This window comes from uncultured Muriicola sp. (assembly GCF_947258935.1).
Taxonomy (GTDB): domain Bacteria; phylum Bacteroidota; class Bacteroidia; order Flavobacteriales; family Flavobacteriaceae; genus Muriicola.
The window spans coordinates 1-17191 of record NZ_CAMYKH010000011.1 but is presented as its reverse complement, the minus strand read 5'-3'; the positions used below and the strand labels follow the sequence as shown (position 1 = coordinate 17191).

The window sequence follows — 17191 nt, the reverse complement described above, 5'->3', positions numbered from 1 at the left end:
ATTGATCAACGGACTTTTCTAACCAAGGTGGCGAAAGTGAACGACTTAAGGTCCCTTAGGTTGTCAATTTCCTGCATTGCTTTTTGTTGCGCCTCCGTTAAGGGCGTATTATTTCCGTTAAAAAGTTGATCATATCCTGTGTACATGTCCACGGTAATATGGCTTGCATATGCCTCTGTTGCATAACCCATCATATTCCTCAATAATCCCCAATTTGCCCTTGCACCAGAATCAACATCTTTCTGATGATTTGGTTTAAAGACCTCAGATTCCATATTCTCATAAGCTGATGCTTGTCCTGGTTTTGCTTTCATAAAGTTGATTACTGCCAAGGTCCCCAATGGCATATCAAAATTATCATTTGTCTTATCTATTTCATAGAGGTATATCCTATGTGTCAGATCACGGCTGCTTGCAGTTTGCGCCATTTTTTGATTACTTTCTTCATCAGATAGATTTGGATATGCCCCAGTCCATGCCTTATTAAAATCGCCACCTTCCATCATTTTTACAGGATCATTGTACAAACTAACCGTCATAAACTGGGCACCTTGCTCTTGTCCATTTGGTTGAAGTTGCCAAAGATCCCATCCTATGCAATCCCCATTCTTCACTCTTTGAACATGTACTTTTTCCCAAAATTCTTCCGTTTCCGCATAAGCGGCCGATTGGTCTTCATCTACATGCATAAACTCGAACATGAGATACAGAGGCTCCTCTTCTTGACCGATAGCAATGGTAGTGAATAATGTCATTGCCAAGATTATAAATAGTTTTCTCATTTTTAATGTATTTAATGGTTACATACAAATAAAGCTGAGATTAAGCTATTTACAAGTGTCCAAAGGACCAATACGGGATAAAGATGTCCCAAGTAGGCATTAATTTTATCCGGAGAAATTAAAATAGTTATTAATTAATGATTTTTTCTTCCCTTAAAAACGTATCGAGACTATCAGCAATATCAAAACACCTGCTCACTTTTTCTGCACCTTCGCAATATCGTGACGATAAATCATGTGATTGGCAATTGAACCCTGCAAGATTTACCTTTTCAAATCGTTGATTGATCTTTATACAACGACCGTACATCTCGTTAATAGTTTCATTTTCTTTCGTTTCTATCCCGTTTTTTGCAAGGTATCCCTTCAGAAAACTCTGAATGGCACTCTGGGCATTTTTACAGACCAAAAATGATACAACATCTTCTTCAGGTCTGTATAGCTCATTACTTGCCTGTTTCATTTTACTGATCGCTTCGTCAAAATAATTGTTAGCTAAGGCATCCATCTTACTAAAATTTTGGTTTAAACAGAATTGCTCGTACTATATATGTTCTTATCCAATATAGAATATGAACTTACATATTTCTAAATAGTTCTAATCGCTCCCATTTTGTATTTACATCTTCCTGCGCTTGTTTTAATAGAGCTGCTCCCAATTTTGGATCATCTTTAACAACCCTGGTAAAACGCGTTTCCTTATACATGAAGTCCTCTAAAGGTTTAGTTGGCCCTTTGGAATCTAGTTTAAACTTTTTCCCTTTGGGTTTGGAAGGATCAAATCTAAAGAGCGGCCAATAACCTGTCTCTACAGCTCTTTCCTGATGCATTGCTCCTTCTTTTAGATCGTATCCATGTTCCCCACAATGGGAATATGCAACAATCAAGGATGGTCCGGGATATGCTGCCGCCTCTTCCATTGCTCTCAGGGTTTGCATATCTTTTGCTCCAAGGGCTACTTGTGCTACATATACGTTTTCATAAGACACAGCTTGCAATGCCAAACTTTTCTTTCCTGTTCTTTTTCCGGAGACTGAAAACTTGGCACTGGCCCCTAAAGGAGTGGCTTTAGACGTTTGTCCCCCTGTATTGGAATACACTTCCGTATCTAATACCATTATATTGATATCTTCTCCCGAAGCCAGAACGTGATCTACTCCGCCATATCCTATATCGTAAGCCCAACCATCTCCCCCTAAGATCCAAACTGCTTTTTTCCTCAGGTATTCTGTTAGATGTAACAGCTTTTTGACATCTGGAAGGTCTTTGTGCTTAGACAATTTCTCTTTGAGTTCATCGAGTTGTTTAAATTTCTCTTTTTTCTGAGTTTCATCCTCTTCCGGGTTATTCAGAATTGCCTCAACCAGATCCTTGCCTACTATCTTTTCAAGAGATTTTAGCAATCCAACGGCAATCTCTTGTTTTTTGCTTAGCGCGAGTTTCATACCAAAACCAAACTCAGCATTATCTTCAAACAAGGAGTTGGCCCATGCAGGTCCTCTACCCTCTTTATTCATTTTATAGGGGGTAGTTGGTAAATTTCCTCCGTAAATAGAAGAACAACCCGTTGCATTAGCTATCAAAATACTATCTCCAAATAACTGGGTCAATAATTTTATATAAGGAGTTTCACCGCAGCCTGAACAGGCTCCTGAAAATTCAAATAATGGTTCAAGGAACTGTGATCCTTTCACGTTTGTTATTTGCAAAGAGGTGCGGTCATAGTCCGGAAGTTTTGAAAAATAGTCCCAATGTGTATTTTCAACAACGTCGTTCTCCAGTTTTTTCCTCATATTGATGGCCTTAAAGTCGGGGATTTCCTTGCTTTCTGCCGGACAAACCGCAACACATAGATCGCAGCCTGTGCAATCTTCAGGAGACACCTGTAATACATATGATTCTGTTTCGCTGGTAAAAGGTCGGCCTTTAGCCGGACTCCTTTTAAGAGATGCAGGAGCATCTGCCAGGATTTCATTGGATACCACCTTTGCCCTTATTGCTGCATGTGGGCAAATGACAACACATTTGTTACATTGGGTACATAATTCTTCAGAATCCCAGATAGGGATAAAATCGGCAATACCACGTTTTTCATATTGTGTGGTGCCTGTTGGGAAGGTTCCGTCTATAGGAAAATAGCTTACGGGTAACTCATCTCCCCTACCTGCTAGTATTTTGCCCAACACTTCCTTAACGAACGGATCGGGTTCTCCAGACATAATAGATCGTAAGCCCCTATCATTTGTGGTCTTTTGGGGATATGTTACTTTTTGGAGATGTTCAAGGGATTTATCGACCGCATTAAAATTCATTTTTACCACTTTATCCCCTTTATGGGAATAAGATTTTACAATGGCATTCTTAATTTTTTCAATGGCTTCTTCCTGGGGTAAAATTCCAGAAATAGCAAAGAAACAGGTCTGTAAAACTGTATTGGTCCGCTTGCCAAGTTTAGCCTCATGTGCCACCTTGGTAGCATCTACTACATAGAAGTTCAATTCATTTTCAATGATCTCTTCCTGCATGATACTGGGTAATTTATCCCATATTTCATCTTTGGAAAAAGGAGAATTTAGCAAGAAAGTACCTCCTTTTTTGATGTGATTCAGTACATCGTATTTTTCAATAAAGTTAAATTGATGACAGGCTATAAAGTCGGCCGTATTGATCAAATAGGACGAGAAAATAGGTTGTGGACCAAAGCGCAAGTGCGAAATGGTTTGTGCCCCTGCCTTTTTGGAGTCGTACACAAAATAACCCTGAACATAGTTGTCTGTGGTATCTCCAATAATTTTAATGGAATTCTTGTTGGCCCCTACGGTTCCGTCAGAACCTAAACCATAGAACATACAATTGAAGGTGGTTTTTTTTGTTTTAAATACGGGATTGAATTCCAGGCTAGTATGCCCCAGATCATCATTAATACCTATGGTGAAATGATTCTTAGGGCGTTCTTTTAATAATTCATCAAAGATTCCTTTTACCATCGCAGGATTGAATTCCTTGGAAGACAATCCATATCTCCCACCTACTATAGATGGCATTCTTCGTTGGCTTTCTACATAAGCAGTAACCACATCCAGGTATAGAGGTTCTCCTATACTACCGGGTTCCTTGGTTCTGTCTAAAACCGCAATTTTCTTTACGGTTTCCGGTAATTGCTTTAGGAAATATTCCATTACAAATGGTCGATATAGGCGAACGAACAGAGCTCCTACTTTTTCGTCTTGCTCTACAAGCGTTTCAACTGTCTCGCGTACGGCTCCTTCACCAGATCCCATAATTATGATCACTCTCTCAGCCTCCGGATGTCCCATATAATCAAACAGATTATAGCGTCGACCAGTATGCTTATAAAATTCATCCATCACCTCTTTTACAATACCCGGTACTTTTTCATATTGTGGATTCGCAGCTTCACGTGCCTGGAAAAAAACATCAGGATTTTGTGAAGTTCCCCTTATAACAGGATGGTCTGGGTCTAAGGATCTGTCCTTATGCTCCATGATCTTATCGTCGGGCATCATAGCCTTGATTATATCATCCGGAATGGCATCAATTTTTGAGATCTCATGAGAGGTCCTAAAACCGTCAAAAATATTTAAAAATGGAACCCGCGTTCGCAGGGTTGCCACCTGGGCGATCAATGCAAAATCCATCGCCTCCTGAACCGAACTTCCAAACAACATAGAAAATCCTGTTTGCCTGGTAGCCATAACATCAGAATGGTCTCCAAAAATAGAAAGGGCGTGTGTAGCCACGGTCCGCGCAGCAACATGTATAACGGAGGGTAACAACTCTCCGGCAATTTTGTACATATTAGGGATCATCAATAATAAGCCCTGAGAAGCTGTAAACGTAGTAGTTAATGCTCCTGCCTGCAGCGAACCGTGAACTGCTCCTGCCGCGCCACCTTCACTTTGCATTTCAACTATTCTTGGCACATTGCCCCAAATGTTCTTCTGCCCTTCTGAGCTAAAAACATCTACATGTTCCCCCATAGGTGAAGCGGGCGTAATGGGATATATTGCACAGACCTCGTTGGTCTTGTGAGCTATTCTGGCTACAGCCTCATTAGCATCGCATATTAGTTTTGGAAATTCTTTTTTCATGACGAATAAATTTCATTAAAGACCCCTTATTTTTTTATTTCACACCACAACATTAAATAGGATGGTAACAATTCCATTTTGCTGAAAATGAACATATTGTAATTGGTGTATTGGGCTAAAAGTAGCATTCCTAAAGAGGGTAAACTATGACATTTATCAGTTCCTTAATTCATAGTATGAGCTAGTTGCACGTCAATAAAATATGATCAAGGGGTTTTGTTTTTGTATTCAGGATAAATCAAAGATTACATTGATCATATTAAATAAAAAAACCACCCTCTATTTGAATAAATAAAGGGTGGTAATTTCAAATTAGATAATGGTCCAAAATTACCGATTGTCTAAAATGTTTTGCGAGTCAATGTCCTAACTTCACATTATCATTCTCCGTGCAACCATGCCTTTTTGCCAAGGAGTTCTTCTTCAGATTCCACATGGTCTTCATCTGGGACACAACAATCAACAGGACAGACAGAAGCACATTGTGGTTCCTCATGAAATCCTTTGCATTCTGTACATTTGTCTGGAACAATGTAGTAAAACTCATCCGATATAGGTTCGTTTTCTGCATTTGCATCCATTTCTTTTCCTCCTGGAGTTTTAACCATACCGCTTAAAGCAGTTTCGTCTGAAAAAGCCCATTCCTGGTCTGGCTCATATATCGCATTGTTAGGACATTCTGAAATACAAGCGTCGCAGTTTATGCACTCATCTGTAATTATGATAGCCATTTTTCCTAATTTGATTAAATATACGCAAAAATAGGACCCAACTTAATGTTGGTAAATGATAAAAGTCATGTTTACTTGATTTTGTAGAAATTAAATTTGATATTTATATACCTTGGGTACTATGATAAGTGCCTAAAATCTAATCCCGATCATCATGGAAACGAAAGTAGAGACGCCGCAAGAAGTATTAGAGGCCGTAATTATTCGATTTGTAGGGGATTCCGGAGATGGGATGCAACTAACAGGTACGCAATTTTCAGACACCTCGGCCATGTTTGGGAACGATGTGGCTACCTTCCCCAATTATCCTGCCGAAATTAGAGCACCCCAGGGGAGTCTTTACGGGGTTTCGGGCTACCAGGTCCATATTGGGAGTGTCGAAATAAGCACGCCGGGAGATGAAGTAGACCTTCTTGTTGCTATGAATCCGGCCGGATTAAAAACAAATTTGCATTCCGTTAAACCGGGTCACACAATCATTGTGGATACCGATTCTTTTTCCAAAAAGAATTTGGAAAAGGCACTATATGAAGCCAATCCTCTTGAAGACAACAGCCTGGAAAACTACCGGGTAATTGAAGTGGCCATGACTTCCCTCACCAAAGAGACATTGAAAGATGTACAGGGTCTAGACAATAAGGCCATTACCAGGAGTAAAAACATGTTTGCTCTGGGAATGGTATACTGGATGTACCATCGCTCTACTGAACATACTATAGAATTCTTTCAAAAGAAATTTAAAACAAAACCAGAGCTCATTGAAGCCAATACTAAAGTACTCAATGCCGGTTATTATTTTGCGGAAACCTTAGAACTGATCCCTAATTCTTATACTATTTCTCCTGCAAAAATGGAAGCGGGGACCTATAGGATCATCATGGGAAATACCGCTACTGCTTGGGGCTTCCTGGCCGCAGCGGAAAAATCGGGGATGGAATTGTTTTTAGGTTCTTATCCCATTACACCTGCCTCCGATATTTTACATGAATTGGTAAAGCACAAACATTTTGGCGTAAAAACGCTGCAAGCCGAAGACGAAATAGCCGGAATAACCTCAGCCATTGGCGCTTCCTTTGCCGGCGACTTAGCGTTAACCACTACTTCAGGGCCTGGATTGGCGTTGAAAGGAGAAGCCCTAGGACTGGCAATGATGATAGAATTACCGCTTGTAGTGGTAAATGTACAACGAGGAGGACCCTCAACCGGTTTGCCGACAAAAACGGAACAATCAGACCTTTTGCAGGCTATGTACGGTAGAAATGGAGAAAGTCCGGTGATCGTTATTGCCGCGAGTACACCTGCTAACTGTTTTAATTATGCTTATGAAGCGGCGAAACTAACCTTGGAGCATATGACGCCTGTATTACTTCTAAGTGATGGATATATTGCCAGTGGATCTGCCCCCTGGAAGATCCAATCGGTAGATGAGATGCCCGAGATAAAAAACATGCGTTTAAAAAAATTCAAAGAAAACTATCATCCCTATGAACGCGACAAGGATTCTTTGGCGAGGTTCTGGGCTGTTCCGGGTACACCTGGCTTAGAACATCGCGTGGGTGGTCTTGAAAAGGACAAAGTGACCGGCAATGTATCTTATATGCCCGAGAATCATGAGTACATGACCCGTATTCGTGCTGAGAAGGTTAAACGTGTCCAGAATTATATCCCGGACCAGGAAACAGAATTTGCAGATTCGGGTGATCTACTTGTTGTTGGATGGGGAGGTACCTATGGCAGCCTGCATTCTGCCGTGAAGCATCTTAATGAAGAAGGCTTTACTAATATAGGATTTGCTCATTTTCATCATCTGAATCCCTTGCCAAAAAATACAGACGCACTGCTTAAAAGATTTAAAAAAATAGTGGTCTGTGAATTAAATACAGGGCAATTCATAAAAGTGCTTGCGTCTAATTTTAGTGGTCATGAATTTTTACAATTCAATAAAATACAAGGCTTACCCTTTGCGAACAATGAACTAAAAGAAAAGTTTAAACAAATTCTATCATAGCCATGGAAGCAGCTGTAAAAGAGTATACATATAAGGATTTTGCCAGTGATCAGGAAGTTAGATGGTGTCCTGGGTGTGATGATTATGTGATCTTACGATCTGTACAGAAGGCACTCCCTGAAATAGGCGTGAATAAAGAAAATATCGTCTTTATATCCGGGATAGGGTGTTCGTCTCGTTTTCCATATTATATGGAAACCTATGGAATGCATGGCATTCATGGAAGGGCTACGGCCATTGCCTCAGGAGTAAAACTCGCCAATCCTACTCTAAGTGTATGGGTTATAACCGGTGATGGCGATTCTTTGGCCATTGGTGGGAATCATTTTATTCATGTTCTAAGAAGGAATCTGGATCTGAACATCATTTTGTTCAATAATGAGATCTATGGGCTAACAAAAGGACAGTTCTCCCCTACTTCCCTGGTTGGTCAAAAGACTAAATCTTCCCCCTATGGCAATACTCAGCCTCCATTTTCTGCCGGAGAACTCGCACTGGGAGCCCAGGCCCGTTTTTTTGCCAGAATTGGCGGGAACACGCCTAAAGAGATGACAGAAATTTTTATAGCCTCTGAGAAGTATAAAGGTACCGCCCTTGTGGAGGTGTTACAAAACTGTCCTATTTTCAATGATGGTTGTTTTACCAAATACACGGATAAAGCAGTGCGGGAGGACAGACAACTTTTTGTGGAACACGGGAAACCCATGATCTTTGGAAAAGAACGGGATAAAGGATTGATACTGAACGGACTTAAACTAGAGGTAGTCACCATTGGTGAAAACGGGGTGGAAGAATCCGATATCCTCATTCACAACGCCAAAGAACAAGATCCTACCTTACACCAAATGCTGGTGCGAATGGAATATCCTATGGTTACAGGGATCATCCGGGGTTTTGAGGATGTGACCTTTGAAGAGAGGGAAGAAGCATTAACAGCGCAGGTAAAAGCTAATTCAGCTTTCAGGAAGACCAATGATCTGTTTTTCTCCGGGGATATATATGAAATTACTTGATAACTGAATAAATAGTAAATGGGTTCAGAAGCTATCATTGTATTTTTTATTGCCGGAGTGGTTCTGGTAGCCGGAGCGAATTTTCTTTCGAACCTGATTTCACCAAAATCGGACAGTGAAGCGAAACGGGCGCCCTATGAAAGTGGAATGACCACCATTGGACCAACCTGGGTTCAATTCAAGGTAGGATATTATCTGTTCGCGATCTTATTTTTGATCTTTGATGTGGAGATAGCCTTTCTGGTTCCCTGGGCAGTTGTTTTTAAAGGAATTGGGGCTGTTGCCTTTATAGAAATAGTAATCTTTTTATTCATACTGGGTTTAGGCCTTTTGTATGCATGGAAGAAAGGAGCGTTAAAATGGGAATAAACAAAGCAAATGAAGTGCCCGAAGATTTCCCCGGAAAAGTTATTCCGGCTGGGAATGGGGCCAATGTGGTAGTGACCAACCTGGATAAGGTTATCAACTGGGGAAGATCCAATTCCCTGTGGTCTCTTTATTTTGGGACCAGCTGCTGCGCCATTGAAATGATGCAGACGGGAGCGTCTAGACATGATTATTCCAGATTTGGTTTTGAGGTTGCCAGGCCCTCGCCCAGACAAGCAGACCTGATTATTATTGCGGGAACCATCGTGAATAAAATGGCGCCTGTACTAAGACGACTTTATGAACAAATGGCTGAGCCGAGATATGTTATTGCCATGGGGGCTTGCGCTATCTCAGGTGGACCCTTCTTCTACAATACTTATTCCGTAGTAAAAGGAGCAGATCATGTCATTCCTGTCGATGTTTATGTGCCGGGATGTCCTCCAAGACCGGAGGCCCTGCTGGAAGGAATGCTGATGCTACAAGATAAAATTCGAAAAGAGAGCAGAAAAGATAAAAAGAATCCGGTAGAGGGTTTTGATGAAGGTTTATAAAATAAGGACCTATGACCAACCAAGAATTACAACAAATAATAGGCAGCTGGCAGCCAGAACTGGAGTTTACTGAAGAAGAATCCCAATTTCTGAATATCCAAGTCCCAGCAAAACACTTGCACAACTTAATGGCCCGGTTAAAAAGCGATCCTGAAACACAGTTCGATTATCTATTTTGTCTGAGCGGTGTAGATTGGGGAGAAAAACTGGGGATCGTCTATCATCTGGAATCAACAACAAAAAGACATATTGTAGTGGTAAAAGTAACTGCTGAAGAAAGGGAAACACCAGTTTTAGATTCGGTATATGATATCTGGGCAACGGCTGAGTTCCATGAACGTGAAGTGTTCGATTTCTTTGGCATAAAATTCATCAACCATCCCAATTTAAAACGACTCTTTTTAACGGAAGACTGGATCGGATACCCCCTCAGGAAGGACTATGAGGACGAAACCAACATGATTCTATACTAAAGAAAGATGGAAACAGAAGTTGTACATACCAATTTTAAATCTGAGGAATACTTCATCAACATGGGGCCTCAGCATCCTGCCACCCATGGGGTACTTCGGCTTCTATTAACTATCGATGGGGAGATCATCAAAAAAGTGGAACCAGATCTGGGATATATACATCGCTCTATTGAAAAAATGTGCGAACGAGACAGCTATCAGCAAATCGTTCACCTCACAGATCGCATGGATTACCTCTCGGCAAACATCAACAATGAAGCCGTCTGTTTAGCAGTTGAAAATGCACTTCAATTGGAGATCCCGGAACGGGTAAAGGTCATAAGAACCATAATAGGCGAATTAACCAGGATTTCTTCGCACTGCCTGTGGTGGGGTGTAATGGGCATGGATGTGGGAGCACTTACTACCTATTTCTACGGTTTTAGGGACCGGGAAATGATCAACGACATCATGGAGGAAACCTGTGGTGCCCGCTTAACTATGAACTATAATGTTCCCGGCGGGCTTATGTTGGATATTCATCCCAATTTTGTGAAAAGAGTTAAGGATTTTATTGCCCATTTTAAGACAAAACTCCCGGAATACGACCGTCTATTGACCGGAAATGTCATTTTTAAAAAACGGACCGTAGGGGTTGGTGTGCTGAGCAAAGAGGATGCGATTTCTTTTGGAGCTTCAGGTCCGGTAGGAAGGGCCTCAGGTTATTCCTGCGATGTACGTAAACACCATCCTTACAGTGCCTATGACAAAGTGACCTTTAATGAATCATTGAAAACGGAAGGCGATACCTATGCCCGTTACCTTGTTAGAATTCAGGAAATGTGGGAGTCCCTGTCTATAATTGAACAATTGATAGATATCATTCCTGAGGGAGAGCATAGGGTAAAAACCAATGCCGTGATCAAATTACCAAAAGGAGAATATTTTCAAAAAGTGGAGACCGCCAGGGGCGAACTTGGGGTCTATATCATCAGTACGGGAACCAAAAGCCCTTATCGGCTTAAATTCAGGTCGCCGGGCTTTTCAAATCTATCATTGTTAAATCATATCGCAGTAGGAGGAAAAATAGGGGATCTTGTGGCCACTATGGCAACACTAGACCTTGTTATCCCTGATATTGATCGTTAAAATAAATTAGATGATCCTATTAAGTATCACAGAGAACATTCACAATTGGCTATTCAGCGTTATGCCAGCTGAGGTTGCCAGCATTGTGGAAATGGTCCTGATAGCGGTCGTCTACCTTACTGTATTTGCAGTTGCCGGTTTGTTCTTGGTGCTTTTGGAAAGACGGGTCGCGGCTTGGTTTCAATTAAGGATTGGCCCCAACAGAGTGGGCTATCAAGGCCTTTTACAAACCATGGCCGACGCTATAAAACTGCTTACCAAAGAATTGGTAGGAACTGATAGAGCAGATAAGTTTCTGTATAATCTGGCCCCATACTTTGTGATCATTACAGCCCTTATGGCCCTTGCTGTCATTCCTTTTTCTCAGGAATTCCATGCATTCGATATCAATATTGGTATCTTTTTTTTAATTGCAATTTCATCCATAGGCGTGATCGGAATATTATTGGGTGGATGGAGCAGTAATAACAAATTTGCCATGATCGGAGCCATGAGGAGCGGGGTGCAAACAATCAGTTATGAGCTCTCCGTAGGGCTTTCACTTTTAACCATGGTGGTAATTACCGGAACCTTACAACTTTCGGAGATCATTGAAATTCAAAAAAGTGGCTGGCTTATTGTTCAAGGACATATCCCAGCAGTTATTGCCTTTATGGTCTTTATGATCTCCGGAACTGCAGAAACGAACAGGGCTCCTTTCGATATGGTAGAAGCAGAATCTGAACTGGGCGCTGGGTTTCATACAGAATACTCTGGAATGAAATTCGCCTACTTCTTCCTGGCAGAATTCATCAATATGTTTATCATAGCGGCTATTGCTGCAACTGTTTTTTTTGGAGGCTGGTTGTCTCCTTTTGGAATCACGGAATCTATCCCGGAACTGGGAGTATTTTGGTTTTTGATAAAAACAATGGTATTGGTCTTTTTAATGATGTGGTTCCGCTGGACGTTTCCACGCTTACGAGTAGATCAGTTGCTTACACTAGAATGGAAATATTTGCTCCCTATCAATTTAGTGAACATTGTCCTTATGGCTGTATTGGTATGGCTCAATCTAACAATAAGACTATAATGCTATGAGTTATTTTTCTGACATCTATGAAGGAATAAAAACCCTGCTGACAGGGATGAGTGTAACGGGTAAATATTTTATCACCTCCAGAAAAGGAGCCATTACTCAGCAGTATCCTGATAACAGGGAAACCCTAAAAATGTTCGATCGTTTCAGGGGGGAGGTCATCATGCCTCATAATGAAGATAATGAACACCGCTGTACTGGATGCCAGAAATGTGAGATAGCTTGTCCTAACGGAACTATTGAAATTATTTGGGACCGTGGTATAGACGAAGAAACAGGGAAAAAGAAAAAGAAAATAGACCAGTTTGTCTATCACCTAAGCATGTGTACCATGTGTGGCCTTTGTATTGACGTTTGCCCAACAGATGCCATTGAGTGGGGACAAAATTTTGAAAATTCTGTCTACGACCGCACTACCCTTACAAGGGTACTCAATGAACCAAACTCTAAACTAATGCCGGGAGTGGAAGACTAATACAATGGAAAGAATCATTTTTTACATACTTGCGTTAATTATAATCGCCTTTGCTATTGCCTCGGTATCGAGTAGAAAAATGCTGAGGTCTGTCATTTATTTACTCTTTGTGCTGTGCAGCATAGCCGGGATCTATTTTTTAATCGATTATAATTTTCTGGCAGCCATTCAACTTACTATTTACGCCGGGGGAATCATTGTACTGATCATCTTTTCCGTACTCCTGGTTCATCACATCGAAATGCGTTTGGAAATTGCAAAGCCGTCTAAACAGTTCATTACAGGTCTTGTCTGTTTAATTGGACTTGGCCTTTTCCTGTTTACATTGTATTCACATGAGTTTCAGGTAGTGGAGAATACGGCGACCACCAATATAACTGACATTGGAACAAAACTATTAAGCTATGAAGCAGGTGGATTTATCCTGCCTTTTGAAGTAATAAGTGTGCTGTTATTAGCGGCTATGATAGGGGCAATTGTGATTGCCAAAGGCAACAAATTATCTGAAAAAAACAACCCAGCTAAATGATCGCAGGAATTACTATATACGAACTCTTAACGGTTACCTCCATACTCTTTTTTATAGGGATCTATGGATTTATCACCAGAAAGAATCTCATCTCTATTCTGATCTCAGTAGAACTCATCCTCAACGCCTCCGTGATCAATTTTGTCGTGATCAACAAATACATGTACCCCGACGTTTTACAGGGTGTACTGTTTTCCATCTTTATAATTGCGGTGGCAGCGGCCGAAACTGCGCTCGCCGTATCTATCATTTTTAATCTGTACAGGCAAATAAGCTCTGTAGAGGTAAAGGATATTGAAACAATGAAGTATTAAAGAATTCATATTATGAATTACACCTTGGTTCTGTTAATCCCCTTGATTCCCTTAGCGGTATTTCTGCTTTTGGGGTTATTTAATCAGAAAATAAAACCGGCGATTTCCGGTCTTATAGGTGTGTTTGGATTGGTACTCACAACTCTTTTCTCGATCTACACCGCTTTCCAATACTTTTTTATCATTGGAAAGGATTCCGGGGCATTTCCAAGTCTGGTAGAGAAATTTATCTGGATGAACTTTACAGACACTCTCCGCATAGATATGGGCATTCTAATAGACCCTATTTCGGTGATGATGCTGATTGTGGTCTCTACTATCTCCCTGATGGTACACATTTACAGCAGGGGTTATATGAAAGGTGATGAGGGTTATACCAAATTCTTTGCTTTTCTGTCATTATTCACCTTCTCCATGTATGGCCTAGTTTTAGCCACCAACTTATTTCAGATCTATATTTTCTGGGAATTGGTAGGGGTCTCTTCGTATTTGCTGATCGGATATTATTATACCAAAGAGTCCGCAGTGGCAGCGGCCAAAAAAGCATTTATTGTAACCCGCTTTGCAGATCTCGGTTTCCTTATAGGTATCTTGTTAATAGGTTTCTATACAGGCACATATGATTTTGAAACCCTCAATAACCCGGAAAGTAGTGCTATACTGAACTGGGCTTCCACCTCATTTATGGGACTGTCTGTATTGTCCTGGGGATTGATATTGGTTTTTATAGGAGGCGCAGGTAAATCGGCTATGTTTCCTTTACATATTTGGCTTCCCGATGCCATGGAAGGCCCTACCCCCGTCTCTGCCTTGATACATGCAGCTACTATGGTGGTTGCAGGTGTGTTTCTTGTGGCCCGACTTTTCCCTATGTTCTTTTTTGTTGAAGAAGGATTTGTTCTTCAAATTGTGGCTTTTGTTGGGGCCTTTTCTTCCCTGTTTGCTGCTATAATTGCCATCACCCAGACCGATATTAAAAGGGTATTAGCTTATTCTACTATGTCCCAATTGGGTTTTATGATGCTTGCTTTGGGTGTTTCAGGATACGATGGGCAAGATGGCCTTGGTTATATGGCTTCCATGTACCACTTATTTACACATGCCATGTTCAAAGCCTTACTCTTTTTAGGTGCCGGTTCTGTCATCCATGCGGTTCATAGCAATTACTTAAAGGATATGGGTGGACTGCGAAAATACATGCCTATTACCAACATCACGTTTCTGGTTGCAGCTCTTGCCATTGCAGGTATTCCTCCCTTTGCGGGATTCTGGAGTAAAGATGAGATCCTGGTAGCGGTCTATGAACATAATAGCTTTCTCTATGCTATTGGCATTATAGTGGCAGGGCTAACGGCAATTTATATATTCCGTATTTACTTTGGGATTTTCTGGGGACCAAACAGAAGCTATGAACATACGCCCAAGGAATCCCCTGTTTCAATGACATTTCCATTAATTGTTCTTGCCGTTCTTAGCGCAACGGTTGGTTTTATTCCATTCAGCGATTTTATCAGTCCCGATAGAATGGGATTTGAAGGCCATATAAATATACCCCTTGCATTAATTGCTGTACTTGTAGGAGTTATAGGTATTGCCATTGCCTGGGCCTTGTATAAAAAAGAAAATGCGCTGGCAGGCAGAACGGCCCAACGATTTGGTGTTTTTTATACCTGGGCCTATCATAAGTTCTACCTTGATGAACTCTATCTATTTGTAACCAAAAACATTTTGTTTAAAGGTATTGCCGCCTCTGCTGCATGGTTCGATAGGAATATTGTAGATGGGACCATGAATGCCATTGGAAACTCAACGGTGGGAATCTCCAAAAAAATCAGAGGCATCCAATCCGGAAGGATACAAGACTATGCCATGGTCTTTGTCAGCGGAATAGTATTACTGGCTATAGTTTTTATTTATATATGGACTAATTAAGATGATCCCTATGGATATATTATCGCTTTTTATTGTCGTTCCCTTGTTAACGGTGCTGGCATTACTTTTTGCCAACGATCTTAAACGGGCACGTATCATTGCGATGATAGGAAGTATTATTCAGTTGGCCATGTCTGTGAATTTACTTTTTGCCTATTTTAAGGAAAGAGCGGTCAATGACGACATTATGGTCTTCACCCGCGATCTGGTTTGGTTCAAGGATTTCAACATTCATTACAGCGTTGGGGTTGATGGCATTTCGGTTGCCCTGCTCCTATTGACATCTCTTGTAGTCCTGGCGGGTGTTTTTATTTCATGGAAGATGAAGGAATTGCCCAAGGAATTCTTTATTTCCCTGCTTATACTGTCTACAGGCGTTTATGGATTTTTTATTTCCCTCGATCTATTTACCATGTTCGTATTCTTCGAAATAGCTGTAATTCCAATGTTCTTGCTCATAGGCATCTGGGGTTCCGGGCCACGGGAATATGCCGCTATGAAATTAACTCTTATGTTAATGGCGGCCTCTGCTATTTTATTAGTTGGAATTTTAGGCATTTATTTCAATTCTGCCGCAGAAGGAGGTCCTTTGACCTTTAATATCCTCGAAATAGCCAAAGTGAACATTCCTTTGGAAGCGCAAAAGTTATTCTTCCCCTTAACCTTTATAGGCTTTGCTGTAATTGGGGCCTTGTTCCCCTTTCATACCTGGTCTCCTGACGGACATGCCTCAGCCCCAACTGCGGTTTCCATGTTACATGCAGGCGTTCTGATGAAATTAGGAGGGTACGGAGTATTTAGGGTGGCCATGTACCTTTTGCCAGAAGGCACGCTACACTGGTCCTGGTTCTTTATTGTCTTGGCCGCTTTTGGCGTCATTTACGGGGCCTTTGCGGCGATCAGGCAAACAGACCTTAAATATATCAATGCCTATTCTTCTGTAAGTCATTTGGGGTTGGTCTTGTTTGCACTATTGATGCTTAACAAAACTGCCTGGAACGGCGCCATTCTACAATCCTTGTCTCATGGTTTTATGACGGCCTTGTTCTTTGCGTTGATTGGGATGATCTACGGAAGGACCAATACCAGGGATGTAACTAAATTGGGTGGACTTTTAAAGGTGATACCTTTTATTTCCGCCACCTATGTTATAGCAGGTCTCGCCTCTTTGGGATTACCAGGTTTTAGTGGCTTTGTAGCGGAAATGAACATCTTTGTAGGCGCTTTTGAACATGCCGAACTTCCGTATCGGATAGCGACCATCTTCGCTATTTCAGCGATTGTAGTTACTGCAGTTTACATTTTACGTGTGGTAGGGATCATGTTGATGGGTCCTGTTAAAAATGATTCCTTTTTGGTGATGGAAAAAGTTACCTGGTATGAGAAAACAGGCATATTACTAATGCTATTGCCCATTATAGGAATAGGGGTGGCCCCACTATGGCTTAGCGAAATGATATTAAAGAGCATACAACCCTTTATTCAAGGCGTATTATAAAAGAAACGTTTCATGGAGATCGATACTTTTTTACTGCTAAAACAAGAAATTTCACTACTGGCTATTGCGCTGCTCTTGCTTATAGTTGAAATTTTCATCTCCGAGAATAAAAAGAGCCTCGTAGTACCTTTAGTCATCTTTCTTTTTGGCATTCATACCATTTTAGGATTTTTACCTCTGGGTGAAGGGACAGTTTTT

The 17191-nt window shown here is 41.1% G+C and carries 16 protein-coding genes and 1 pseudogene; 13 read left to right on the top strand and 4 right to left on the bottom strand.

Annotated elements, in window-relative coordinates; genetic code table 11:
- Positions 1-5 precede the first annotated feature (5 nt).
- The 4 genes from Q0X72_RS03275 to Q0X72_RS03260 form a co-directional block, all read right to left on the bottom strand.
- Positions 6-782, bottom strand: coding sequence for a hypothetical protein (locus Q0X72_RS03275; protein ID WP_297761979.1), 777 nt, complete (start codon positions 780-782; stop codon positions 6-8).
- Positions 783-912: 130 nt separating this feature from the next.
- Complete coding sequence (locus Q0X72_RS03270) at positions 913-1290, bottom strand: HEPN domain-containing protein (protein WP_297761977.1); 378 nt, start codon at positions 1288-1290, stop codon at positions 913-915.
- A 70-nt stretch (positions 1291-1360) separates the two neighbouring features.
- Positions 1361-4894: a pyruvate:ferredoxin (flavodoxin) oxidoreductase gene (nifJ, locus tag Q0X72_RS03265; RefSeq protein ID WP_297761975.1), complete on the bottom strand. Its 3534-nt coding sequence runs from the start codon at positions 4892-4894 to the stop codon at positions 1361-1363.
- Between the two features lie 380 nt (positions 4895-5274).
- Positions 5275-5625: a 4Fe-4S dicluster domain-containing protein gene (locus Q0X72_RS03260; RefSeq protein ID WP_297761973.1), complete on the bottom strand. Its 351-nt coding sequence runs from the start codon at positions 5623-5625 to the stop codon at positions 5275-5277.
- Between the two features lie 154 nt (positions 5626-5779).
- Here Q0X72_RS03260 and Q0X72_RS03255 point away from each other — a divergent pair, with 154 nt between their 5' ends.
- From Q0X72_RS03255 to Q0X72_RS03195, 13 genes and pseudogenes are all read left to right on the top strand, one after another.
- A complete protein-coding gene (locus tag Q0X72_RS03255; RefSeq protein ID WP_297761971.1) occupies positions 5780-7633 on the top strand; it encodes a 2-oxoacid:acceptor oxidoreductase subunit alpha in 1854 nt (617 codons plus the stop codon).
- 2 nt (positions 7634-7635) lie between these two features.
- The gene (locus tag Q0X72_RS03250) at positions 7636-8646 is read left to right on the top strand and encodes a 2-oxoacid:ferredoxin oxidoreductase subunit beta (RefSeq protein ID WP_297761969.1); all 1011 of its coding nucleotides are present in this window, start codon (positions 7636-7638) and stop codon (positions 8644-8646) included.
- 18 nt (positions 8647-8664) lie between these two features.
- Positions 8665-9015: an NADH-quinone oxidoreductase subunit A gene (locus tag Q0X72_RS03245; RefSeq protein ID WP_297761968.1), complete on the top strand. Its 351-nt coding sequence runs from the start codon at positions 8665-8667 to the stop codon at positions 9013-9015.
- Positions 9006-9566, top strand: a complete 561-nt coding sequence (locus tag Q0X72_RS03240; protein WP_297761966.1) for an NADH-quinone oxidoreductase subunit B — start codon at positions 9006-9008, stop codon at positions 9564-9566. Before Q0X72_RS03245 ends, Q0X72_RS03240 begins: the two co-directional genes overlap by 10 nt.
- Before the next feature lie 11 nt (positions 9567-9577).
- Positions 9578-10039 carry an NADH-quinone oxidoreductase subunit C gene (locus Q0X72_RS03235; protein ID WP_297761964.1) on the top strand — a complete coding sequence of 154 codons (462 nt, stop codon included), beginning with the start codon at positions 9578-9580 and terminating at the stop codon, positions 10037-10039.
- Between the two features lie 6 nt (positions 10040-10045).
- Positions 10046-11167: an NADH-quinone oxidoreductase subunit D gene (locus Q0X72_RS03230; protein WP_297761962.1), complete on the top strand. Its 1122-nt coding sequence runs from the start codon at positions 10046-10048 to the stop codon at positions 11165-11167.
- Between the two features lie 10 nt (positions 11168-11177).
- A complete protein-coding gene (nuoH, locus tag Q0X72_RS03225; RefSeq protein ID WP_297761960.1) occupies positions 11178-12239 on the top strand; it encodes an NADH-quinone oxidoreductase subunit NuoH in 1062 nt (353 codons plus the stop codon).
- A gap of 4 nt (positions 12240-12243) precedes the next feature.
- Positions 12244-12720 carry a 4Fe-4S binding protein gene (locus Q0X72_RS03220; RefSeq protein ID WP_297761958.1) on the top strand — a complete coding sequence of 159 codons (477 nt, stop codon included), beginning with the start codon at positions 12244-12246 and terminating at the stop codon, positions 12718-12720.
- A gap of 4 nt (positions 12721-12724) precedes the next feature.
- Positions 12725-13249: an NADH-quinone oxidoreductase subunit J gene (locus Q0X72_RS03215; protein WP_297761956.1), complete on the top strand. Its 525-nt coding sequence runs from the start codon at positions 12725-12727 to the stop codon at positions 13247-13249.
- Complete coding sequence (nuoK, locus tag Q0X72_RS03210; protein ID WP_297761954.1) at positions 13246-13563, top strand: NADH-quinone oxidoreductase subunit NuoK; 318 nt, start codon at positions 13246-13248, stop codon at positions 13561-13563. The genes Q0X72_RS03215 and nuoK overlap by 4 nt, the downstream gene beginning before the upstream one ends.
- 12 nt (positions 13564-13575) lie before the next feature.
- Positions 13576-15495 carry an NADH-quinone oxidoreductase subunit L gene (nuoL, locus tag Q0X72_RS03205; RefSeq protein ID WP_297761952.1) on the top strand — a complete coding sequence of 640 codons (1920 nt, stop codon included), beginning with the start codon at positions 13576-13578 and terminating at the stop codon, positions 15493-15495.
- A gap of 10 nt (positions 15496-15505) precedes the next feature.
- Positions 15506-16993: a NuoM family protein gene (locus Q0X72_RS03200; RefSeq protein ID WP_297761950.1), complete on the top strand. Its 1488-nt coding sequence runs from the start codon at positions 15506-15508 to the stop codon at positions 16991-16993.
- Between the two features lie 12 nt (positions 16994-17005).
- Positions 17006-17191 (top strand): annotated as a pseudogene (locus tag Q0X72_RS03195) (NADH-quinone oxidoreductase subunit N); the annotation flags it as partial.